General features: G+C 71.3%; 21 protein-coding genes. 8 read left to right on the forward strand and 13 right to left on the reverse strand.

What is annotated here, in order from left to right; genetic code table 11:
• Positions 1-37: 37 nt before the first annotated feature.
• Positions 38-637 (reverse strand): DUF1003 domain-containing protein, encoded by a 600-nt coding sequence (locus V8690_RS28255; RefSeq protein ID WP_338782886.1) that lies wholly within the window; start codon positions 635-637, stop codon positions 38-40.
• Positions 627-1,913, reverse strand: a complete 1,287-nt coding sequence (locus tag V8690_RS28260) for a CBS domain-containing protein (RefSeq protein ID WP_338782887.1) — start codon at positions 1,911-1,913, stop codon at positions 627-629. The genes V8690_RS28255 and V8690_RS28260 overlap by 11 nt, the downstream gene beginning before the upstream one ends.
• A gap of 213 nt (positions 1,914-2,126) precedes the next feature.
• Between V8690_RS28260 and V8690_RS28265 the strand changes: the two genes are divergently transcribed.
• The gene (locus V8690_RS28265; protein WP_338782888.1) at positions 2,127-2,882 is read left to right on the forward strand and encodes a hypothetical protein; all 756 of its coding nucleotides are present in this window, start codon (positions 2,127-2,129) and stop codon (positions 2,880-2,882) included.
• 4 nt (positions 2,883-2,886) lie between these two features.
• Here V8690_RS28265 and V8690_RS28270 read toward each other — a convergent pair whose 3' ends face one another.
• Positions 2,887-3,399 (reverse strand): hypothetical protein, encoded by a 513-nt coding sequence (locus tag V8690_RS28270; protein ID WP_338782890.1) that lies wholly within the window; start codon positions 3,397-3,399, stop codon positions 2,887-2,889.
• A gap of 23 nt (positions 3,400-3,422) precedes the next feature.
• Positions 3,423-4,538, reverse strand: coding sequence for a magnesium and cobalt transport protein CorA (locus V8690_RS28275; RefSeq protein ID WP_338782891.1), 1,116 nt, complete (start codon positions 4,536-4,538; stop codon positions 3,423-3,425).
• 460 nt (positions 4,539-4,998) lie between these two features.
• Between V8690_RS28275 and V8690_RS28280 the strand changes: the two genes are divergently transcribed.
• On the forward strand, positions 4,999-5,583 hold the full coding sequence (locus tag V8690_RS28280; RefSeq protein WP_338782892.1) for a suppressor of fused domain protein: 585 nt from the start codon (positions 4,999-5,001) through the stop codon (positions 5,581-5,583).
• Positions 5,584-5,613: 30 nt separating this feature from the next.
• Here the strand turns inward: V8690_RS28280 and V8690_RS28285 are convergent, their stop codons facing one another.
• Positions 5,614-6,837, reverse strand: coding sequence for an MFS transporter (locus V8690_RS28285; RefSeq protein ID WP_338782893.1), 1,224 nt, complete (start codon positions 6,835-6,837; stop codon positions 5,614-5,616).
• 158 nt (positions 6,838-6,995) lie between these two features.
• Here V8690_RS28285 and V8690_RS28290 point away from each other — a divergent pair, with 158 nt between their 5' ends.
• From V8690_RS28290 to V8690_RS28300, 3 genes are all read left to right on the forward strand, one after another.
• A complete protein-coding gene (locus V8690_RS28290; protein ID WP_338782894.1) occupies positions 6,996-7,637 on the forward strand; it encodes a DUF6758 family protein in 642 nt (213 codons plus the stop codon).
• Between the two features lie 191 nt (positions 7,638-7,828).
• Entirely contained in the window at positions 7,829-8,686 is an 858-nt protein-coding gene (locus V8690_RS28295; RefSeq protein ID WP_338782895.1) for a PHP domain-containing protein, read from the forward strand.
• 180 nt (positions 8,687-8,866) lie between these two features.
• Positions 8,867-9,472, forward strand: coding sequence for a MarC family protein (locus V8690_RS28300; RefSeq protein ID WP_150482878.1), 606 nt, complete (start codon positions 8,867-8,869; stop codon positions 9,470-9,472).
• Positions 9,473-9,484: 12 nt separating this feature from the next.
• Here the strand turns inward: V8690_RS28300 and V8690_RS28305 are convergent, their stop codons facing one another.
• The gene (locus tag V8690_RS28305; RefSeq protein WP_338785487.1) at positions 9,485-11,575 is read right to left on the reverse strand and encodes a serine protease; all 2,091 of its coding nucleotides are present in this window, start codon (positions 11,573-11,575) and stop codon (positions 9,485-9,487) included.
• Between the two features lie 136 nt (positions 11,576-11,711).
• Positions 11,712-11,888 (reverse strand): hypothetical protein, encoded by a 177-nt coding sequence (locus V8690_RS28310; protein WP_167337993.1) that lies wholly within the window; start codon positions 11,886-11,888, stop codon positions 11,712-11,714.
• A 204-nt stretch (positions 11,889-12,092) separates the two neighbouring features.
• Here V8690_RS28310 and V8690_RS28315 point away from each other — a divergent pair, with 204 nt between their 5' ends.
• Positions 12,093-12,986, forward strand: coding sequence for an NYN domain-containing protein (locus tag V8690_RS28315; protein WP_338782897.1), 894 nt, complete (start codon positions 12,093-12,095; stop codon positions 12,984-12,986).
• On the opposite strand, the gene V8690_RS28320 is transcribed toward V8690_RS28315, so the two are convergent.
• Both V8690_RS28320 and V8690_RS28325 read right to left on the reverse strand, forming a co-directional pair.
• The gene (locus V8690_RS28320) at positions 12,983-13,855 is read right to left on the reverse strand and encodes an alpha/beta hydrolase (RefSeq protein ID WP_338782899.1); all 873 of its coding nucleotides are present in this window, start codon (positions 13,853-13,855) and stop codon (positions 12,983-12,985) included. The two genes, V8690_RS28315 and V8690_RS28320, sit on opposite strands and share 4 nt — an antisense overlap.
• A gap of 148 nt (positions 13,856-14,003) precedes the next feature.
• Positions 14,004-16,700 (reverse strand): DEAD/DEAH box helicase, encoded by a 2,697-nt coding sequence (locus tag V8690_RS28325; RefSeq protein WP_338785488.1) that lies wholly within the window; start codon positions 16,698-16,700, stop codon positions 14,004-14,006.
• A 477-nt stretch (positions 16,701-17,177) separates the two neighbouring features.
• Here V8690_RS28325 and V8690_RS28330 point away from each other — a divergent pair, with 477 nt between their 5' ends.
• A complete protein-coding gene (locus V8690_RS28330) occupies positions 17,178-17,930 on the forward strand; it encodes a ferritin-like fold-containing protein (protein WP_338782900.1) in 753 nt (250 codons plus the stop codon).
• Positions 17,931-18,051: 121 nt separating this feature from the next.
• On the opposite strand, the gene V8690_RS28335 is transcribed toward V8690_RS28330, so the two are convergent.
• The 4 genes from V8690_RS28335 to V8690_RS28350 all read right to left on the reverse strand — a co-directional run bounded on the left by V8690_RS28335 (position 18,052) and on the right by V8690_RS28350 (position 19,967).
• Positions 18,052-18,321, reverse strand: coding sequence for a hypothetical protein (locus tag V8690_RS28335; RefSeq protein WP_338782902.1), 270 nt, complete (start codon positions 18,319-18,321; stop codon positions 18,052-18,054).
• A gap of 203 nt (positions 18,322-18,524) precedes the next feature.
• Complete coding sequence (locus tag V8690_RS28340; RefSeq protein WP_031114311.1) at positions 18,525-18,752, reverse strand: DUF3107 domain-containing protein; 228 nt, start codon at positions 18,750-18,752, stop codon at positions 18,525-18,527.
• Positions 18,753-18,887: 135 nt separating this feature from the next.
• On the reverse strand, positions 18,888-19,535 hold the full coding sequence (locus V8690_RS28345) for a TetR/AcrR family transcriptional regulator (RefSeq protein ID WP_338782903.1): 648 nt from the start codon (positions 19,533-19,535) through the stop codon (positions 18,888-18,890).
• Positions 19,536-19,742: 207 nt separating this feature from the next.
• Positions 19,743-19,967, reverse strand: coding sequence for a hypothetical protein (locus tag V8690_RS28350; protein WP_338782904.1), 225 nt, complete (start codon positions 19,965-19,967; stop codon positions 19,743-19,745).
• A gap of 301 nt (positions 19,968-20,268) precedes the next feature.
• On the opposite strand from V8690_RS28350, the gene V8690_RS28355 reads away from it, so the two are divergent.
• Entirely contained in the window at positions 20,269-21,303 is a 1,035-nt protein-coding gene (locus V8690_RS28355; protein ID WP_338782906.1) for an alpha/beta hydrolase, read from the forward strand.
• Positions 21,304-21,781 lie beyond the last annotated feature (478 nt).

Here is a 21,781-nt window from a genome sequence, read left to right on the forward strand (position 1 = left end):
GATGGTACGGCGCCGTACCGTGCCGTAGGAAAGGCCGTCAGCGGTCGTCTGCGTCACGTCCCGGTGGCCGTTCCGCCGGGAACACGACCGAGCCGTGACGGTGGCCGTTGTGGCGTTCCTCCAGTTCCTTGACCACGTCCTGGAGCTCCGAGCGGATCCAGTCGCGGGTGGCGACCTCGCCGAGGCCGATGCGCAGGGCCGCGACCTCGCGGGTCAGGTACTCGGTGTCCGCGATCGACCGCTCGTTCTGCTTGCGGTCCTGCTCCAGATTGACCCGGTCGCGGTCGTCCTGCCGGTTCTGCGCGAGCAGGATCAGCGGGGCGGCGTAGGAGGCCTGGAGCGACAGCATCAGGGTCAGGAAGATGAACGGGTACTCGTCGAAGCGCAGGTCGCGAGGGGCGAGGGTGTTCCACGCCACCCACAGGATGATGGCGGCCGTCATCCAGACCAGGAACCGTCCGGTGCCGAGGAAGCGCGCGATGCGTTCCGAGAACCGACCGAAGGCCTCAGGGTCGTACTCGGGCAGGATCCGGCGCCTGGGCACCCCCGGCTGGTCGAGGCGGGCGGTGCGCGGCCGGGTGGCGGCCGTGGCGCCGGACAGTGTGCGCTCGCGCAGGGTCTCGCGATCAGGAACCATCGGTCGCCACCTCCTCCTCGTCCAGGTGGAACTCCGTCTCCCGCCAGTCCTCCGGGAGCATGTGGTCGAGTACGTCGTCCACGGTCACCGCGCCCAGCAGCGAGCCGGCCTTGTCGACCACGGGCGCCGCGACCATGTCGTACGTGGCGAAGAACCCGGCGATGGCGGGCAGGTCCGCGTCGGGGTCGAGCGGTTGCAGGTCGCTGTCCACGATCGAGCTGACCAGTGAGGGCGGTGGCTCGCGCAGCAGCCGCTGGAAGTGGACCGTGCCGAGGTATTTGCCGGTCGGTGTCTCGTCGGGTGGCCGGCAGACGTAGACCTGGGCGGCCAGGGCGGGGGAGAGGTCGGGGTTGCGGACGCGGGCGAGGGCGTCGGCGACGGTGGCGTCCGGGCGCAGCACGATCGGCTCGGTGGTCATCAGACCGCCCGCCGTGCGGTCCTCGTACGACATCAGGCGCCGCATGTCCGCCGCGTCGCCGGGCTGCATCAGGCTCAGCAGCCGCTCCTGATCGTCCGTGGGCAGCTCGCCCAGCAGGTCGGCCGCGTCGTCCGGGTCCATGGCCTCCAGGACGTCGGCGGCGCGCTCCTCCTTGAGCTTGCCGAGGATCTCGATCTGGTCGTCCTCCGGGAGCTCCTCCAGCACGTCGGCCAGCCGGTCGTCGTCGAGGGCGGCGGCGACCTCGGCGCGGCGCTTGGGGGAGAGGTGGTGCAGGACGTTGGCCAGGTCGGCTGGGCGCAGCTGCTCGAAGGTGGCGAGCAGGCTCTCCGCGCCCTGCCCCTGCTCCTCCAGCGTGAAGCCGGTGACGGCACTCCACTCGACGGTCAGCGCCTCGCCCTTGGCGCGCCGGAAGGCGCTCGCCTTCCTGCCCTTGCGGACGAAGACCCGGTCGATCTCCCACTCGCGGCGGGCCGGCAGCTGATGCACCGACAGGTCGAGGACGGTGACCTCCTCGCCGGTCTCGGTGAGCGTGACGCGCCGGTCCAGCAGCTCCCCGAAGACCAGCCGCTCGGTGGGCCGCTGCTCGAAGCGCCGGACGTTGAGCACGCCGGTGGTGATGACCTGCCCGGACTGGATGGCGGTCACCCGGGTCATCGGCAGGAAGATGCGGCGGCGGGTGGCGAGTTCGACGACGAGGCCGAGCAGCCTCGGCGGTCGCTGTGCCATCCGCAGCATGACGACGAGATCGCGGACACGCCCCACCTGGTCGCCGGCGGGGTCGAAGACGGCGACACCGGAGAGGTGCGATACGAAGATCCGGGGGGCGCCCGCTGCCATGGCCGCGGCTCCTTTTCGTGCGGGGTGTTCCGTGGTTCCTGTCTGCGTGCCTGTCTTTTCCGAATTGCCCGCTCGGGTGGGCTTCAGGCTAGCCCGTCCCGATCGGGGGCGCGTCGGCGGGCGGTCCTGACGGACTGGCTCCGACCTGCCCGCACGTCCCCGGTACCCTGCGGTACGCCGTTCAGGTCTCCCGTCAGAGAGGCAGCCCCACCTGTGACTCCGATTCGCCAGGGCCGCAACCGCAGTGCCGCACTCGCGATCGCGATGTGCGCACTGGCCGTGACCGGAACGGTGCTCACGGGCTGCGCGGAGGATCCGAACGAGGGCACCAACGGCGTCGGCAGACTGCCCGCCGAGAAGATCCAGGCCAAGACCCGTACGGCCGCCGAGTCCGCCGGGGCGGTCCGCCTGCACGGGAACGTCGTCAGCGGTGGGCGGACGTACGCGCTCGACATGCGGCTGAAGACCGATGGCGGCGAGGGGTCGGTCACCACCGAGGGGGCGACCTTCCAGCTGCTGCGCGTCGGCGAGCAGCTCTTCGTCAAGGCCGACGCGGCGTTCTGGAGTCACGGCGCGGGCCAGGGAGGGGAGGGCACGGCGGACGCTGCCGCAGCGTCCAAGCTCGGCGGCAAGTTCGTGAAGGTGCCGCAGGGCGATCCTTCGTACAGGAAGTTCAGCGGTTTCACGGACAAGGGAGTCCTCCTCGACGGTCTGCTGACCCTGCACGGCAAACTCGCGACGGACGGTCACGACGAGCAGGCGGGCATCCGCACCATCCGCATCTCGGGCGGCAAGGGCTCCGGCGGCACCCTGGAGGTGTCCCTCGAGGGCAAGCCGTATCCGCTGCGGCTGGAGCGGGCCGGTGGGGCGGGTACCCTCACGTTCTCCGCCTGGGGGCAGGACTTCTCCCTGAGGGAGCCGGAGAAGAACGAGACGGTGGACTACGGCAGGCAGCTGCCGACGTCCTAGGCTGTCACTTGCGCTTGCGCTTCTTCAGCAGCAGGCGGGGCAGACCCGCCGGAATCGGCCGGCGGGTGATCGCCGGGGTCGGCAGCGGCGGCTCGGACAGGGAGTCGTCCGGCAGCGGCGCCGTCGTCCCGGTCGGCTCCAGGCGCAGCACCCGGCACTCGCGGGCCCAGCGGTCGGGCATGGCCTCGCCGTCGAACGCGTTCAGCCGTTTGCCCTTGAGCTCGGCGACCGCCGCGTCCCACGCCTCGGAGCCCGGTGCGAGCTCGGTGACCCGGGCCGTCCAGGAGACCAGCCGGCCCCCCTTGTCCTTGCTGCGGACCGTCACCTGGGCCTCGGTCCCGTCGGCCAGGCCCGGCAGCGGCTGCTCACCGGGCCCGTCGCCGACCAGGCACGCGGCACCCTCGTGCCACACGTGCCACAGCGCACGCGCCGGGCCGTCGGGGCCCTGGACCCAGACGAGGCCGGACTTCTTCGTGGCCTCCTCGACGAGGGCCCGGCCGAGCAGCTCGCTTGTCATGGCCCCCAGCCTATCCACGCCGTTCACAGCCACCCGTTCCGCTTCAGCGTGCGGTGGATGCCCAGGCAGATGGTCACCGTGATGCCCAGGATCACCGGATAGCCGTACCGCCACTCCAGCTCCGGCATGTACTTGAAGTTCATGCCGTACACCCCGCACACCATGGTCGGTACGGCGATGATCGCCGCCCACGAGGTGATCTTCCGCATGTCCTCGTTCTGCGCCACGGACGCCTGCGCGAGGTTGGCCTGGAGGATGGAGTTGAGCAGCTCGTCGAAGCCGAGCACCTGCTCCTGGACGCGGGCCAGGTGGTCGGCGACGTCCCGGAAGTACTTCTGGATGTCCGGGTCGATCAGCCGCATCGGCCGCTCGCTCAGCAGCTGCATGGGCCGCAGCAGCGGCGACACCGCCCGCTTGAACTCCAGCACCTCGCGCTTGAGTTGGTAGATCCGGCTGGCGTCCGTGCCGCGCGGCGCGCCCTTGCGCCCCGGGGAGAACACCTCGGTCTCGACCTCGTCGATGTCGTCCTGCACGGCGTCGGCGACCGCGATGTAGCCGTCGACGACGTGGTCGGCGATGGCGTGCAGCACGGCCGAGGGGCCCTTGGACAGCAACTCGGGGTCGTCCTGGAGGCGGTGCCTCAGGGCCCGCAGGGAGCCCTGTCCGCCGTGCCGGACGGTGATGAAGAAGTCCCGCCCGGTGAAGCACATGACCTCGCCGGTCTCGACGACCTCGCTGTTGGCGTCGAGCTGGTCGTGCTCCACGTAGTGGATGGTCTTGAAGACCGTGAAGAGGGAGTCGTCGTAGCGCTCCAGCTTGGGCCGCTGGTGGGCCTGGACGGCGTCTTCCACGGCCAGCGGGTGCAGCCCGAACTCACTGGCGATGCCGGAGAATTCGGCCTCGGTCGGCTCGTGCAGGCCGATCCACACGAAGCCGCCGTCGCGGCGCACCAGGCGCACCGCCTCGTGCGGGGTCAGCGGGGTCTCGGTCTCGATGCGGCGGCCGTCCCGGTAGACGGCGCAGTCGACGACGGCGGAGGCCGTCGCGGGGCTGCGGGTGGCGTCGTACGTCCCACCGTCCTTGCGCAGCGACACGCGGGACGGACGGACGACGGCGCGCAGGTCGCGGATCATCGACATGGCGGGCTCCTTCGCGACAGGCAACGAAAAGGCGCCGGACCCGACAGGTGGAACTGCCCGGAATGAGGACGTTGGGACTGAGGATGTTTGGCACGTCCACAAAGCGGGGAGCACCGCACCGTCGCGGTGGCGAGTCTCGTTACTGATTCAGCTACTGAGGCAGATCAGGCAAAGCGAAACGAAGCGCTCTTCCGCGTGAAGCGAGTGCGAGAGGTGGCGACCAGCCAGAGCCAGAACAGCTACGTCAGCGGCGGGAAGAGCGTGGTGCTACTGCACGGTCGACTTCGGTCCATTGCAGTCCCACCTCCTCCGGCCGGTCCCTCGTAAGGGAGTTCCTTCGGCGTCGGGGCTTGATCGCGACGCTTCTGCGTGCTGCCCCGAACCACCGGGCAAGAGTATCAGTCGCCCGACGTGTCAAGGCGCTTGTTTGCCCGCTACTGACGAGTTCTATGCTCGCCGCATGGCAGATGTTCTTCCTCTGGTCGAAGCCCGGATGCGTACCGCGCTGGGCGAACCGGACGCGCGTGCCGCGGTCACCTTCCTGGGCACGGACCGCATCGAGGTGCTCCGCTTCCAGGAGGGGGACATCGTCCGCTACGTCACGCTCGGCATGTCCGCGCACCCCATGACGGACCCCACGGCGGTGGTCGCCGACCCGGTCAAGGGCCCGCGCGCCGAGTTGGTCCTCTCGGTGCGTGCCGGACTGGCCGACACCGACAAGGTGCTCCGCCCGCTCGCCGTGCTCGCCGCGTCTCCGCAGGTGGAGGGCCTGGTCGTGGCTCCGGGAGCCTCTCTCGACGTCGGCGAACCGCTGTGGCCCGGCGCTCCCTTCACCTCGGTCCTGGTCGCCGAGCCGGGCGGCCTGGTCGAGGACCTGGAGCTCGACGAGCCCCTCGACCCCGTGCGGTTCCTGCCGTTGCTGCCGATGACCCCGAACGAGGCCGCCTGGAAGCGCGTGCACGGCGCGCAGGCGCTCCAGGAGCGGTGGCTGAACCAGGGGGCGGACCTCCGGGATCCGTCCCGGAAGTCCGTCCCGCTGGAGTGAGGAAGCTCACCAACCCCTGGCCGGGAAGCATCAGTTGGCGAAGACGGTGACACTGTCCTCGGTCGTGTGCGCCGTCTCCAGCTCCTCGGCCTCCGCCGTGAGTGCCTTCCGTCGTACGGCGACCACGAGCGCGCCCACGACCGCGGTGACCGCCGCCACCGCGAACGGGATGTGGAGGTCGGTCCACTCCTCGATCTTCGGCGCGAAGTAGGGGGCGGCCGCCGCCGCGAACCAGCGCACGAAGTTGTAGCCCGCGCTCGCCACCGGCCGGGGCGCGTCCGAGACGCCGAGGGCCAGCTCCGTGTAGACGGTGTTGTTCACGCCGATGAAGGCGCCGGACAGGATCGTGCAGACCACGGCGGTCGCGTGGTCGCCGTAGCCGAGCACGAGCACGTCGGCCGCGAGCAGCACCAGCGAACCGCCGAGCACCTTCAGTGAGCCGAACCGCTTCTGGAGCCGGGGCGCCACGAGCACCGAGAAGACGGCGAGCAGCACACCCCAGGCGAAGAACACCGCCCCCGACCGGTACGGGCTCATGTCCAGCACGAACGGCGTGAAGGCCAGCACGGTGAAGAACGTGTAGTTGTAGAAGAACGCCGAGACCGCCGCCGAGGCGAGGCCGCCGTGGCCCAGTGCCTTGACCGGGTCCAGGAGCGAGGTCTTGCGGGCCGGCTTCGGCTGCTCCCTCAGGAACACGGCGATGCACAGGAAGCCGGCCGCCATCAGGAATGCCGTGCCGAAGAACGGGTAGCGCCAGCTGGCGTCCCCGAGCAGGGCGCCCAGCAGCGGACCGCAGGCCATGCCGAGGCCGAGGGCCGACTCGTACAGCAGGATCGCCGCGGCGCTGCCGCCGGCCGCCGCGCCGACGATGACCGCGAGGGCCGTCGAGACGAACAGCGCGTTGCCGAGGCCCCAGCCGGCCCGGAAGCCCACCAGTTCGCCGACGGATCCCGAGGTGCCCGCGAGCCCGGCGAACACCACGACGAACGCGAGGCCGAGCAGCAGTGTCTTCCGGCCGCCGATCCGGCTGGACACGAAGCCGGTCACCAGCATCGCGACGGCGGTGATGAGGAAGTACGAGGTGAAGAGCAGGGAGACCTGGCTCGCCGTGGCGTGCAGGCCCTGGGCGATGGACGGCAGGATCGGGTCGACGAGTCCGATGCCCATGAAGGCGACGACCGACGCCCCGGCGGTCGCCCACACGGACTTGGGCTGCTTCAGGAGGCCGCCCGCTCCGGCGTCGAAGGGGTTCATGGTTGCTCCCTTTCCCGGACGGAAGTAGTTGGTGTGAACACACATTAAGTTAGGTAAGGTAATTAATGCAAGCTACATCCAGTCTGGGAGTGAAGGGTTCCGTCCGGTTGGGTGATCGTCCTTGACGTGACGGGGCGGGGGTAGGACCGTGGGGCCCTATGAGGGGCGAACCCAGTTGCCCGAAGTGCGGTGGCCGGGTCAGGGCTCCCGGCCTCTTCTCCGACGCGTGGCAATGCGATGCGCACGGCGCCGTCCATCCGGTGCAGCCCGTGATACCGCCCAGTGTCGACGCCCTCAACGTCGTGGTGCACCGCACCCACGTGCCGGTGTGGATGCCATGGCCGCTGCCGGTCGGCTGGCTGTTCACGGGCGTGGCCTGCGCGGGGGACGACCGCACGGGCGGCCGCGCCACGGCCGTGGCCTGCACGGGGCCCGGGCCGCTCGGCGGCATGGGCGAGCTGATCCTGGTGGCGGAGGAGCTCGGCGTCGGACTCGGTGCGCGGTACGCGGGCATCGAGGGTCCGGATCCGGGGCCCTACATGGACGTCGGGAAGCCGGCTCAGGCGAAGGTGCTGGCCGCGGGGCGTCCCACGCCGTTGTGGCATGTGTCCGGGGCGCCGGATGATCGTGCGGTTTTCGCCGGTGAGGCGCTTGGGATGTGGCTGTGGGCGGTCGTGTGGCCCGAGCAGTCCGGGTTGCTGATGTACGACGAGTTGGTGCTGGCGGATCTGCGGGAGGCCGGCGCGGAGGTGGAGTTGGTGCCGTGCGGGGCCCTGTCGCCGAGGTTGCTTCAGCCGTAGCGCCCAGAGGGGCGGGTCTTCGGGTGCGCCGGTGGCTGCGGGGGGTCTGTGGCTTGTCGCGAAGTTCCCGCACCCCTTCAGGGCGTTGGCTGTAGGGGGCGCTTGCCAGGTTCGGGTGTGACAGGGGTCGGTGAAAATCCGGTTATCCTTGAGCAGCCCTGTCCGTCCCGTCCGTGTCTGGAGTCCGCGTCGTGCGCATCGATCTGCACACCCACTCCACCGCTTCCGACGGTACGGACGCTCCCGCCGAGCTGGTGCGGAAGGCCGCCGCGGCCGGGCTGGACGTCGTCGCGCTGACCGATCACGACACCACCCGGGGCCACGCCGAGGCGATCGCCGCGTTGCCCGAGGGGCTCACGCTGGTCACCGGAGCCGAACTCTCCTGCCGGCTCGACGGCATCAGCATGCACATGCTGGCGTACCTCTTCGACGCCGGGGAACCGGCGCTGCTCGCCGAGCGCGAGCTGGTCCGGGACGACCGGGTGCCCCGGGCGCAGGGCATGATCGCCAAGCTTCAGGAGCTGGGCGTGCCCGTGACCTGGGAACAGGTGGCTCGGATCGCCGGTGACGGGTCCGTCGGGCGACCGCACGTGGCGACCGCGCTCGTCGAGCTGGGCGTGGTGCCGACCGTCAGTGACGCCTTCACCCAGGACTGGCTGGCCGACGGCGGCCGGGCCTTCGTGGAGAAACACGAGACCGACCCCTTCGAGGCGATCCGGCTGATCAAGGGCGCGGGCGGGGCCGCGGTGTTCGCGCACCCCGGGGCGAGCAAGCGGGGGCGTACGGTGCCGGAGGCCGCGATCGCCGAGATGGCCACGGCCGGGCTGGACGGCATCGAGGTCGACCACATGGACCACGACGCGGATACGCGTGCCCGGCTGCGGGGGCTGGCGAAGGAGCTGGGGCTTCTCGTGACCGGATCCAGCGACTATCACGGCAGCCGGAAGACGTGTGTGCTCGGGGAGTACACGACGGATCCCGAGGTGTACGGGGAGATCACGCGGCGGGCCTTCGGGGCGTTTCCGGTGCCCGGGGCCGGCGGGGTCTGAGCTTTCTCTCCTGTAGGTCCGTTGTCAGGCACCCGGCGTTGCCGGCCGTGCCCACCCTCCCCCAAGCTCTCAACTGCGTTCGAGCAGGGCGGTGCCCCCATCGCCATGCGGAACGCCTGCCCACAGCGGTCGCGGACGCCCGCTGCCCACCCTCAGTAACCCCGCAAGGTCATCACGCTCATGTTCGACCTCGCCGTTTTCGGCTCCCTGTTCCTGACCCTCTTCGTCATCATGGATCCCCCCGGGATCACCCCGATCTTCCTCGCTCTCACCGCCGGCCGGCCCGGCAAGGTGCAGAAGCGGATGGCCTTCCAGGCCGTCTGTGTCGCCGGTGGTGTGATCACCGTGTTCGGGCTGCTCGGGCATCAGATCCTGAACTATCTGCATGTGTCCGTGCCCGCGCTGATGATCGCGGGCGGTCTGCTGCTTCTGCTGATCGCGCTCGACCTGCTGACCGGCAAGACGGACGAGCCGAAGCAGACCAAGGACGTCAACGTCGCTCTCGTGCCGCTGGGCATGCCGCTGCTGGCCGGGCCGGGGGCAATCGTGTCGGTCATCCTCGCCGTGCAGAAGGCCCACACCGTCGCCACGCAGGTCTCCGTGTGGACGGCGATCCTCGCCATCCACGTCGTGCTGTGGCTGGTGATGCGCTACTCGCTGGTGATCATCCGGATCATCAAGGACGGCGGTGTGGTCCTGGTGACGCGGCTCGCGGGCATGATGCTGTCCGCCATCGCCGTACAGCAGATCATCAACGGGGTCACGCAGGTGATCCAGGGCAGCTGAGGGACCGCCGGGTCAGGCCGGGCGGGTGAGCACGGTGCCGATCTCCCTGGCCGGTCCCGCGTGGGCGAGGTACTCGTCGATGTCATGGGCGCGGTCCCGGCCGTTCTGGACGGCCAGCTGGGTGAGCTTGCCCCACCGTTCGTCCGCCAGGGGACAGCCGACGGCGACCGCGTCGGTGGGGGACCAGACGTTGACCCAGTCGCGCACCCTGGGCGGCCGGTGCGGGCCGCGGGCGAGGAGCCGCTCGTTGACGCCGTCCAGCCCGAGCGGGCTGCCCGCGGTGACCAGCAGGACGGGGTCGAGGCCGTCCGGGAGCCGGGCCAGCAGGTCCATGCCGACGACCGTGCCCAAACTGTGCGTGACCAGCACGAGTTCGCCGGTGGCGGGCATCGTCTCCAGGACGCTGTCCAGCACGGCCTGCCGCACGGAGCTGTCGCAGAGGTACAGGTCGACGTCCCGCAGGAACGTGGCGATGGTCCACTCGTCCAGGTCGGATCTGGTGGCGAGCCAGCTCAGCGGCCGGTGCAGTGCGCCGACCAGCCCCGCACCGAAGCCCTCCGTGGTCGCCGGCCCGTTCTGGGGCATGCCGGCCCGGGCGGCCGCCTCGTGGAGCAGCTGCTCGTAGGAGCCGGTGGGCGATTCGGCGGCGAAGACCTCGGCGGCAGCGGCGGCGCTCACCTCGTCGAGTCCGACGGCCCGGGCCGTGCTCTCCCGCCCGCTCACGAGGTCGGCCAGTCTCGTGCCGTAGAACGGGAACCACACGTCCTCCGGGTCGACCGTGGGCAGTGCCGCGAGCGTGAGGCCGCGGTTCAGGCCGGACGTCCATCTCCGGCGGAGCTCGTCGGGCTTCTTGCTCTGCTGGTCCCTGCCGTGCAGGAAGACCAGGTGCTGACGGCCGCCGAAGGCGGTGCCGCGGGCGGGGCGTCCCTTCTTGGGGCTCTGCGTCCGGGTCTCGCTCTCGGTGATGGTCACCGTCACCGGGACGCCGGGGGCCGAGGGGGTTGTGAGGCCGGCTGCGGCCGGCGTGGTCCGCTCCGGCTGAAGTGCGGGGGCGGCCGTGCTCTGGTCCAGGCCGGAGTCCGGGCCCATCTCGGTCAGCAGCGCGCGCCGCCCGGGGTCGAGGTCCAGCCGGGCCAGATGCTTGAGGATCGAGCTGATGCGGACACCCTCGTTGGCGACCCAGTCGATCACGTCGTCGCCGTCGCCCCGGCTCCAGGGCCGGCCGTCCTTCCGCAGGACGCGGCCCTGAGCGTCCTTCTTCGGTACGCCGCTGTGGTGCAGGGCCACGACCTCCCACTGGTCGTTGAAGACGGGGGAGCCCGAGTTTCCGGGGCGGGTGTCGGTTCGGTAGTGGACGAAGTCGTCGAGCCGTACCAGCAGCGCGTTGTCGCGCAGGGCGATCTCCTTGAGGCGTCCGTCCGGGTGGCCGATGATGTTCACCTTCTCGCCGAGCACCAGCTTGCCGAGCTGCACGCTGAGCCGGTTCCAGCCGAAGATCTCGCCCGGTCGGCGGCCGTCCAGGGCGGGTGCGACCGCCACGAGGGCGAAGTCCAGCCGTCTGTCCGCGGCGAAGAAGGTCCCCGGGTCGAACTCCATGCGGACGGCGGTGTCGGGGACGTTGTCGACCGTTACCTGGGCGTTGAACTCCGCGAAGCACTGGCGGGCGAAGCTCTCGTCGGGCAGCACGTGGTGGTTGGTCATCATCAGCCGCGGCGAGACCAGGAAGCCGGTGCCGTGCGGAAGCTCGCGGCCCTCGCGGCGCAGGGTGATCCGGGCGACCGTGGCTCCGGCCCTGACCCCGCGCGGCAGGAAGCTCCAGGCCTGGAGTTCGTTCGACAGGTCGATGATGCGTTCGTTGGTGTGGGGCAGGTCCATGGCCTCGCCGTGGATGTCCGCCACCACCGCCGAGGGCGACAGACCACCCCGGTCGAGGATCCGGTCGGCGCGCACGGCGAGTGCGTCCGGGGTGTCCGGGAACCGCACACCGGCCGCCATCCGACCCTCGACCCGCTCACGCTCCGCGGCGGAGTCCTCGTATCGCCGCGTGGCCTCGGCGGCGGCCCGCTCGTGCAGTTCCTCGTTCGACCGGCCCGTCACGGACATGTGGTCCACCGTTCCTGTCCTCGCTCTCACCGTCCCCCTCAGCCAGTACGCCCCCCGCCACGGAGGTCCGCAACAGCGAAGCCCCCGCACGGCCGATGCCGTGCGGGGGCTGCGAAGAGTGGGAGAGCGGCGCGCGTTATGAGGCCGTGGTCCCGGCCGGGCGGATCCAGAGGCGCTGCCCTGTGGCGGCGGCCTGCTGAACGATGCGGTTGACGGAGGCGGCGTCCACGACGGTCGTGTCCACGGGCGTGCCGTCGACGTCGTCGAGGTGCATGATTTCGAAGCGCAAGGGCTTCTCCCTTCGTCTGGTCATCCTCCTGAGGAGAACTACTTGGTGGTGGACCCACGGGGCAGCGGTGCCCGGTGTTCCATATGAGTCAACAGAACTGCACCGTTGAAACATTCCCTACGCTAAGGAAATTTTTCGAACGGCTAATTACCAAGCCGTAAGGCTGTCGTTACGGGACCGACCGGGACCAGTTGTGTTCACAGCGTGACCGCCGGGACAATGGAGGCGATGAACGACGACCTCGCGGCCCTGAGCGCCCGCATCGACCGCACCAACGAGCTGCTCCAGCGCATGCTCGCCGAGGTGGCGAAGACGCCCTCGACCCATGCGATCTTCGTCGATGCCGGGTATCTGTACGCGGCCGCGGGACGGCTCGTCGCCGGCACCGAGGACCGCCGGGCCTTCGACCTGGACGCCGAGGGCCTGATCGACGCGTTCATCGACACGGCCCGCACCATCTTCGCGGACAGCAGGCTGCTGCGGGTCTACTGGTACGACGGCGCCCGCCGCCGCATCCACACGGCCGAGCAGCAGAGCATCGCGGAACTGCCGGACGTCAAGGTGCGGCTGGGCAACCTGAACTCCAACAACCAGCAGAAGGGCGTCGACTCACTCATACGGACCGACCTGGAGTCCCTCGCCCGGCACCGCGCCATCAGCGACGCGGCCCTGCTCGGCGGCGACGAGGACCTGGTGTCGGCGGTGGAGGCGGCCCAGGGGTACGGCGCCCGCGTGCACCTCTGGGGCATCGAGGCGCCGGAGGGCCGCAACCAGGCGGAGCCCCTCCTGTGGGAGGTCGACAGCCAGCGCACCTTCGACCTCGACTTCTTCAAGCCCTACGTCTCCCGCCGCGCGGCCCCCGCCTACGAGGCGGCTGCGGGCCGGCCCACCCGTGAGGACGTGCGGTTCGTGGGCGCGCAGATCGCGGCGAAGTGGCTGGCCGCCCGCGGCCGGGACACGCTGGTCGAGCTCCTGCCCGGCCACCCCTACCTGCCCGGCTCGGTGGACCAGGACCTGCTCGTGGAGGCGGAGGGCCTGTTGCAGTACTCGCTGCGCGGACAGGCGGACCTGCGGCGCGCACTGCGGGACGGCTTCTGGGAGCACCTCCGGACGCAGTACTAGGGGGTGCGGGTTCCGTCCCAGAAGTCGGCGAGGGCCTGGGCGGTCGGCAGGGGCTGTTCAGCGCCCGGGGAGTGCTCGGCTCCCGCGACGACCGTGCGGTGCGCGTCCAGCCGTACGGCCATGTCGTCGAGGATCGCCACCGGCCAGGTGTCGTCGTGCGCGCCCGACAGGACGTGGAACGGCAGCGGTACGGCGGCGAGTTCGTCGACGCGGTCCGGCTCGGTGCACAACTGGCGGCCGGTAGCGAGAAGTTGGGCGGGACTGTGGCCCAGCCAGCGGCGGCGCAATTGCTCCGGGTCGCCGGGGCCCCGGGCGGGCCCGCCGACCTCCTCCGGCGGCCCCATGGCCTGGATGGCCTCCCACACCTCCTCCATCGACAGCACGGCGAGCGCGTCCCGCAGCAGCTTCACCCGCTGCTGCTGGGAGACGGAGATCTCCGCCGGGCCGGACGAGACCAGGGTGAGGGAGAGGAAGGGGCAGTGGTCGAGCAGCACGGCCGCACGCGCGATCTGCCCGCCGAGCGAGTGCCCGACGAGGTGCACGGGCACGCCGAGCGCCTCGGCCTGCGCGAGCACGTCCCGTGCCAGTTCCCGCTGGGCGTAGGCGGATTCGTCGTCCACGGGGCCGTCCGACTCGTGCTGCCCACGCCCGTCCACGGCGACGACCCGGTACCCGCGCTCTGCGAGCGGCTCGTGGAGCAGTCGGAAGTCCTCCTTGCTGCCGGTGAATCCGGGCAGCATCAGGGCGACTCCCTCGACCTCCGCCCCCGTCTTCGGCGACGAGTCGACGACGGCGAACTCACCGCGTGCTGTGCGCAGGGGGTAGGCGCGGGCGCCCGGGGGCGGGGTGAAGGTGGCTTGCCTGGTCACGGGGTGAGGGTAGCGGGTGGGCGCGTGGTGGTGCGGCGCGCCGGCGGGTGGCGGCCGACCGGGACGCGGGACGGGGCGGTGGGGCGCTCGGGCGAATGCCGATGGCCCGGCCCCACACGCGAGTGGGACCGGGCCATCGGGGAGAGTGTCAGCCCTCCGTGGGCTCCGCGCCGGCCGTGGCCTTGCGGGTGCGGCGGGCCCTCGGCTTCGCCTCGGTCGCGTCAACCGCGGCCTCGGCGGAGGCCGTGGCGGCCGCGGTCGACTTCCGCGCGCGACGCGGCTTGACGGCCTCCGGCTCCTGCCCGGCCTGTGCCGGGATATCGGCGGGCTCGGTCACCTTGCGGGTGCGGCGGCGGGGCTTGGCCTCGGTGCCTTCGGCGGTGTCGGCGGCGGCTTCGGCTGCTGCGGCGGTCTTCCGCGTGCGGCGCGGCTTGGCCTCGGCGGTCTCGGCATCCGCAGCGACGGCCGCCGTCTTCCGCGTCCGGCGCGGCTTGGCCTCCGTGCCCTCGGCCGTGTCGACGCTCGCCTCGGCCTTGGCCGTCGCCTTGCGGATACGCCGCGGCTTGGCCTCGGCCTCCTCCGGCTCCTGAGTCGTCTGGGCCGGGATCCCGGCGGCGACGGACTCGGTGGGCTCGGCGGCTTCGACGGCCTTGCGGGTGCGGCGGCGGGGCTTGGCCTCGGCCGTCTCGGCCGTGTCGACGGCGTCTTCCGCTGTGGCGGTCGCCTTGCGCGTACGGCGGGGCTTGGCCTCGGTGCCTTCGGCGGTGTCGGCGGCGGTCTCGGCTGCTGCGGTGGTCTTCCGCGTGCGGCGGGGCTTGGGCTCGGTGGCCTGCGCCTGGCCGACGGCGTTCTCCGTCGCTGCCGTTGCCTTGCGCGTACGCCTGGGCTTCGCTTCGGCGGTCTCGGCCGTGTCGACGGCGTCCTCCGCCGCGGCTGCGGCCTTGCGTGTACGACGCGGCTGGGTCTCCGTGGCCTCGGCCGGAGCGGCAGGGGGCTCGGACGAGGCAGCCGTCTTGCGGGTGCGGCGCGGCTTCGTCTCCGTCGGCTCCGGTGCGGACTCGGCGGTCCCCTCGGCCGTGTCGACCGCCGACTCGGCCGCGGACGCAGCCGTGGTCTTGCGGGTGCGGCGGCGCGGCTTGGCCGCGGGAGCCTCGGACTGTTCGGTCACCGGGGCGGCCACGACCGACGCGGCATCCGCATCCGCCGGGGCCTCCGCGGCAGCCGACGGCGTCACCGCGGCCTCCGCCGCCGGCGTCTCCACCGACGTCACCGACCTGCGCGTACGGCGCCGGCGCGGCTTCGCCGCCTCCGTGCTCGTGCCCTCCGCCGTCGCGACGGCGCCCTTTGCCGGCTCGGACGCCGGGGACTCGACCGCCGTGACCGGCGCGGACTCGGCCGGGGCGCCGCCGCGGGTGCGGCGACGGCGACGCGGGGTGCGAGGAGCCGTGACGGTCTCCGCCTCGGCGGAGCCGCCTGCGGCCGTGGTCTCCGGAGCGGCGGTGCCGGCGGACTCCGGCGCCCCGTCCAGCGGCGTCCCGCCGCGCATACGGCGGCGGCGTCGCGGCGTACGGTCCGAACGCTCACGGTCGGCCGACGGGGACTCGTCCCGGCCGCCACGACCGCGGCCCCCGCGCCCGCGCGGTCCCCGGCCGCCCGTTTCGCCCAGGTCCTCCAGCTCCTCCGCGTCCAGCCCGGCGCGCTTGCGCTCCGAGCGCGGCAGGACGCCCTTCGTGCCCTCGGGGATACCGAGGTCGGAGAAGAGGTGCGGGGAGGTGGAGTATGTCTCCGGCGGGTCGCTGAAGCCCAGGTCCAGCGCCTTGTTGATGAGCTGCCAGCGCGGGATGTCGTCCCAGTCGACGAGCGTGATCGCGATGCCCTTGGCGCCCGCGCGGCCCGTACGGCCGATGCGGTGCAGGTACGTCTTCTCGTCTTCCGGCGACTGGTAGTTGATGACGTGGGTCACGCCCTCGACGTCGATACCACGGGCGGCGACGTCGGTGCAGACGAGGACGTCCACCTTGCCGTTGCGGAAGGCCCGCAGCGCCTGCTCGCGGGCGCCCTGGCCGAGGTCGCCGTGGACCGCGCCGGACGCGAACCCGCGCTGCTGGAGCTGGTCGGCGAGGTCCGCCGCGGTGCGCTTCGTACGGCAGAAGACCATGACCAGGCCCCGGCCTTCGGCCTGAAGGATGCGCGCGACCATCTCCGGCTTGTCCATGTTGTGCGCGCGGTAGATGAACTGCTTGGTGTTCGCGACCGTCTTGCCCGCGTCGTCCGGCGCCGTGGCGCTGATGTGCGTGGGCTGCGACATGTAGCGGCGGGCCAGTCCGATGACCGCGCCCGGCATCGTGGCCGAGAACAGCATCGTCTGGCGCCGGACCGGAAGCATGTTGATGATCTTCTCGACGTCGGGCAGGAAGCCCAGGTCGAGCATCTCGTCGGCCTCGTCGAGGACCAGGCACCGGACGTGCTTCAGGTTGAGCTTCTTCTGTCCGGCGAGGTCGAGCAGCCGGCCCGGGGTGCCGACGACCACGTCGACGCCCTTCTTGAGGGTTTCGACCTGGGGCTCGTAGGCCCGGCCGCCGTAGATCGCGAGGACGCGTACGTTGCGCACCTTGCCCGCGGTCAGCAGGTCGTTGGTGACCTGCGTGCACAGCTCGCGCGTGGGGACGACGACGAGCGCCTGCGGGGCGTCGGTGAGGTCCTCGGGCTTGGCGCGTCCGGCCTCGACGTCGGCGGGGACGGTGACGCGCTCGAGGAGCGGGAGGCCGAAGCCCAGCGTCTTGCCGGTACCGGTCTTGGCCTGGCCGATGACGTCCGAGCCCGACAGGGCCACGGGGAGCGTCATCTCCTGGATGGGGAAGGCGGTGATGATGCCGACGGCCTCCAGGGCCTCGGCGGTCTCGGGAAGAATTCCGAGCTCTCGGAACGTCGTAGTCAGGGTGCTGCCTCTTCTGTGTGGGCGACGCGAGGCGAGCGCGGGGGTCGTGTCGGACCGTGCCGGGGACGTCGGCTGCCTACGGGCGGGCCGTAGAGCACGGGACCGCGCCGACGCTCTAGCGCTCATGCCGCTGAGGGTGTCCCCTCCGGGTCTCGTACGCGTAGTGCCGTACGCCGGGGAGGGCTGTCGGGTCGGAGCCGATCGGGCCACCGACCGGGCATCCTCATACGTGCGGCCTGTCGAGGTACGTCGACGTACCAGCAGGCGCATTACCACCATACCCCGGAATCCCGCACACGCGATGGCCGATTTGGTCACGTAGTCGTCGTCACACTGATTGACCAGGGCCTTACGCCTCCCGGCGGGCGGGCTATTGTGCGCTTCATGACGAGCTCTGACAAGCCTGAGAACGCCTCGGACACCACCGCCACCCCGGCCCACACCGGAGTCGCCGCCCGGGACTGGGCGACGGCCTCCGCCGACCCGCAGTACCGTGCCGCGGTCGTGGACCTGCTCGGTGCGCTGGCGTACGGCGAGCTGGCGGCGTTCGAGCGGCTCGCGGAGGACGCCAAGCTGGCGCCGACGCTGGAGGACAAGGCGGAGCTGGCGAAGATGGCCTCGGCCGAGTTCCACCACTTCGAGAGGCTGCGCGACCGGCTCGCCGAGATCGGGGAGGAGCCGACGCGGGCGATGGAGCCGTTCGTCGCGGCCTACGACGGGTTCCACAAGCAGACGGCCCCCTCGGACTGGCTGGAGGGCCTCGTCAAGGCCTACGTCGGCGACTCCATCGCCAGCGACTTCTACCGGGAGGTCGCCGCCCGGCTGGACTCCGACTCCCGCAGTCTGGTGCTGGCCGTGCTCGACGACACCGGGCACGGCGGCTTCGCCGTGGAGAAGGTGCGTGCCGCGATCGACGCGGATCCGCGTGTGGGCGGGCGGCTCGCGCTGTGGGCGCGGCGGCTGATGGGCGAGGCCCTGTCGCAGTCCCAGCGGGTGGTCGCCGACCGGGACGCGCTGTCCACCATGCTGGTCGGCGGTGTCGCGGACGGCTTCGACCTGGCCGAGGTCGGCAAGATGTTCTCCCGGATCACCGAGGCGCACACCAAGCGGATGGCTGCGCTGGGATTGGCCGCGTAGGGGAACCTGCGCGCAGGGTGGTTCTGGTTTGCAGCACTCCGCACAGGGTGGTTCCCACTGTGTGGCGGCTGTGGGCCGTTGTCGGCTGGGTGCGCGGTTCCCGCGCCCCGGTCGGCTCCGGCTAAGCCGTCGCTGATCGTCGGCGCAGGCGCCCCGCGGGGCGCAGCAGCAGCGACAGCGAGGCCACCGAGACGATCACCGCGCCGAGCAGCACCAGCAGCAGATGCCCGGCGTCCAGCGCGCTGTGCATGACGAAGGCCCCGAAGAGGGCGCCCGCGACGCCGGTCGACAGGACCAGGGGGCGGGCCGGGAGCCGGTGCGCCAGGCGATGCGTGGCCGCCCATGACAGAGCCAGGCCGAGGATCGCGGAACTCAGCGCTTCCAGGAGCATGTCGGGGTCCTCCCACATGGCCGGCTGCCCAAATCGGTCGTAGCCCGTCTTACCCCTGACCTGCGGAATCCAATCCACTTCTGTGCGTGAACCGTGCTCCGTCCGTGGAGGAACCCGTGTGCCGCACGGGGTGCCGCGGGGGAGAGGAAACGCGAACGGGGCGGGCCGGCCGACAGCCGCCCCGCCCCGTTCCACACATGCGCCTACAGAGCGCCGAAGCCCACCTTGCGCGGGGCGGGCTCGCCGATCTCGACGTAGGCGAGACGGTCGGCCGGGACCAGGACCTTGCGGCCGTGCTCGTCCACGAGGGTCAGCAGCGGCGACTTCCCGGCCAGCGCCTCGGACACCGCCCGCTCGACCTCCTCGGCACTCTGACCGCTCTCCAGAACGATCTCGCGGGGCGCGTGCTGCACGCCGATCTTGACCTCCACGGCTATGTCCCTCCGACGGTCAGTGATGTGCGCGACCTTCCGCGCCGTACGCAGCACACATTAGCCCGGTGAGGGGACCGGCATGCTCCGCCCGGGAACGCCACGAGCGAACAGCGGGCGGGAACAAAGCGGCCGTCAGTGGTGCTGCTGTTCGGTTCCGTGCAGCGGGAAGCCCGCGATGCCGCGCCACGCCAGGGAGGCGAGCAGCTGTACGGCCTGGTCGCGCGGCACGCTGCGGTCGCTGTGCAGCCAGGACCGGGCCACCACCTGGGCGAGGCCGCCCAGGCCCGAGGCGAGCAGCATCGACTCCGCGCGCGACAGGCCCGTGTCCTCGGCGATGACGTCGCAGATCGCCTCCGCGCACTCGTTGGTGACCTTGTCGACGCGCTCGCGCACGGCGGGCTCGTTCGTCAGGTCCGACTCGAAGACCAGGCGGAAGGCGCCGCCGTCGTCCTCGACGTACGCGAAGTAGGCGTCCATCGTCGCCCGGACGCGCTGCTTGTTGTCTGTCGTCGACGCCAGCGCGTTCCGTACGGCCTGGATGAGCGATTCGCAGTGCTGGTCCAGCAGTGCGAGATAGAGGTCGAGCTTGCCCGGGAAGTGCTGGTAGAGCACTGGCTTGCTGACGCCGGCGCGCTCGGCGATGTCGTCCATCGCGGCCGCGTGGTAGCCCTGGGCCACGAAGACCTCCTGGGCGGCGCCCAGGAGCTGGTTCCGTCGGGCACGGCGTGGCAGGCGTGTGCCCCGCGGGCGAACCGCCTCTGTCTGCTCGATGGCTGTCACGCCGCCTCCCAAAGTCGTCCACGTGCGGATCTGGCCGCGTCGCCATCGTACTTTTCGGTAACCGTGGTGTGCGCGGTGAGAACGCAGAATTTCACGGACCGGACGGTTACGAAAGCGGTTGAGAAGGTTTCAAACAGGTGCAGAGCGGGCAAAATGCGGCTCCTTTCCTGCTCGGTGATGCTTCTGGTCGCGGCCCGGCGGCGTGCGTCACCGGTAGTCGTCCTCGTCGAGAGAGACGATCCGGGCCTGCTCCACCAGGTCGGCCTCATTGGCGCGGCCGGGGTCGACGTGGTCCAGCGGGTCGTCGCGGTCCGGTGCGACGTCCGTGTGCTGCTCGGTCGCGTCGACCTCGGGGGCCTCGACGTCGTACTCCGGCGTCTCCGGCGCCTCCTCGACCTCGAATGTCTCCGGGTCTGTGGGGTCTACGGACATGCTGGGCTCCCTTCCTACGAACGTCCCTGGGAATGCAGGGGCCACACGCGGGTGCCCTCTCTACGAGCCTAGGAGACACCCGATCCGGACGCTATGCGATCCGCGTCCGGGACGTGACGCGATGCGCATCCCGTTGACTGCTTCTCGTCTGCCCTGCCTTTCCCAGGCGCCTCCCCCTTCCCGGGTGTCTTTCCTTCCTTGGCACCTTCCCTGCGTCTGCCTCATGTGCCCGCCTCACACGGCCGATTCTTGTGACGGCGAACACATGAGCCACTACGTGATCGTCTCGTAACATTGCCGCATGTCTTCGACCGAGCTGCCGTTCGTGCCGCCCGCCAATGTGCTGCCGAAGGTGGGGACCGTCCGGGTCGCCGAGGGCGAGCGGCTCCATTCGGTCGAGCTGCCCGGGTACACGCTCACGGTGCGGTCGAGGTGCCCCGCGCGCCAGGGGCTGGCTCCCGCGCTGTACGTGCACGGACTCGGGGGCTCCTCGCAGAACTGGTCGGCGCTGATGTCGCTGCTGGACGACGTCGTCGAGAGCGAGGCCCTCGACCTGCCGGGCTTCGGCGACTCCCCGCCGCCGGACGACGGCAACTACTCCGTCGCGGGGCACGCGCGCGCGGTCATCCGGTACCTCGACGCCACCGGCCGCGGCCCCGTGCACCTGTTCGGGAACTCGCTCGGTGGCGCCATCACCACCCGTGTCGCCGCGGCACGGCCCGATCTGGTCCGTACGCTCACGCTCGTGTCGCCTGCTTTGCCCGAAATTCGAGTGCAGCGCACCGCCGTGCCCACAGCGCTGCTGGCGGTGCCGGGCGTCGCCCCCCTCTTCACCCGGCTGACCCGGGAGTGGACGGCCGAGCAGCGCGTCCGCGGCGTGATGGCGCTGTGTTACGGGGATCCGGGGCGCGTGACGCCGGAAGGATTCAGCAACGCGGTGCACGAGATGGAGCGGCGGCTGCGGCTGCCATACTTCTGGGACGCGATGACGCGTTCCGCGCGCGGGATCGTCAACGCGTACGCGCTCGGTGGCCAGCAGGGGCTGTGGCGCCAGGCCGAGCGGGTTCTCGCGCCGACCCTCCTCGTCTACGGTGGCCGTGACCAGCTCGTCGGCTTCCGGATGGCCCAGAAGGCGGCCCGGGCGTTCCGCGACTCGCGGCTGGTGACGTTGCCGGACGCGGGACACGTGGCCATGATGGAGTACCCGGAGACGGTGGCCATGGCGTTTCGTGAATTCCTCGAAGACGCGGGGGAGTTGGGCGAGCGGCGAGCGAGACGGGCTCGCGCGGACCAGGCCGTCGACCAAGCGGGCACCGACGAGAGCATGGGGGGCTGAGGCGCGACGTGGGACGCCACAGCCGCCGTGGGCCGGTCGCCAAGGGCGACACCGCGGACACAACCGCAGTACAGGACGGCCGGGCCGGGCCGGGACAGCAACCGGTGCAGGGCCAGGCGCCGGATACGGGCCGGGGAGGCCGGATGGCCTCGCCCCGCGGTGCGTCTCAGGGCGGCTGGCCGCCGCCGGGCGCGGGCCCTCGCCGGACGCCGGGGCCTCGGCCCGCGCCGGTGGACGGGACGCCCGCGCAGGGGATGCCGCGCCTTCCGGACGGCTGGCTGCCGGACGGCACGCCCGTGCACGGCGCTCCGCGCCTGCCCGACGGCGCCCCGGCGCGGGGGCTGCCCCGCTTTCCTGACGGAGCGCCGGCGCGCGGGGTGCCGCGGCTGCCGGACGGGACTCCCGCGCAGAGTGTTCCTCGCTTTGCCGCGGACGGCGTTCCGCGGCTGCTGGACGGGACTCCCGCGCACGGTTTCCC

This window comes from Streptomyces sp. DG1A-41 (assembly GCF_037055355.1).
Classification (GTDB): Bacteria; Actinomycetota; Actinomycetes; order Streptomycetales; family Streptomycetaceae; genus Streptomyces.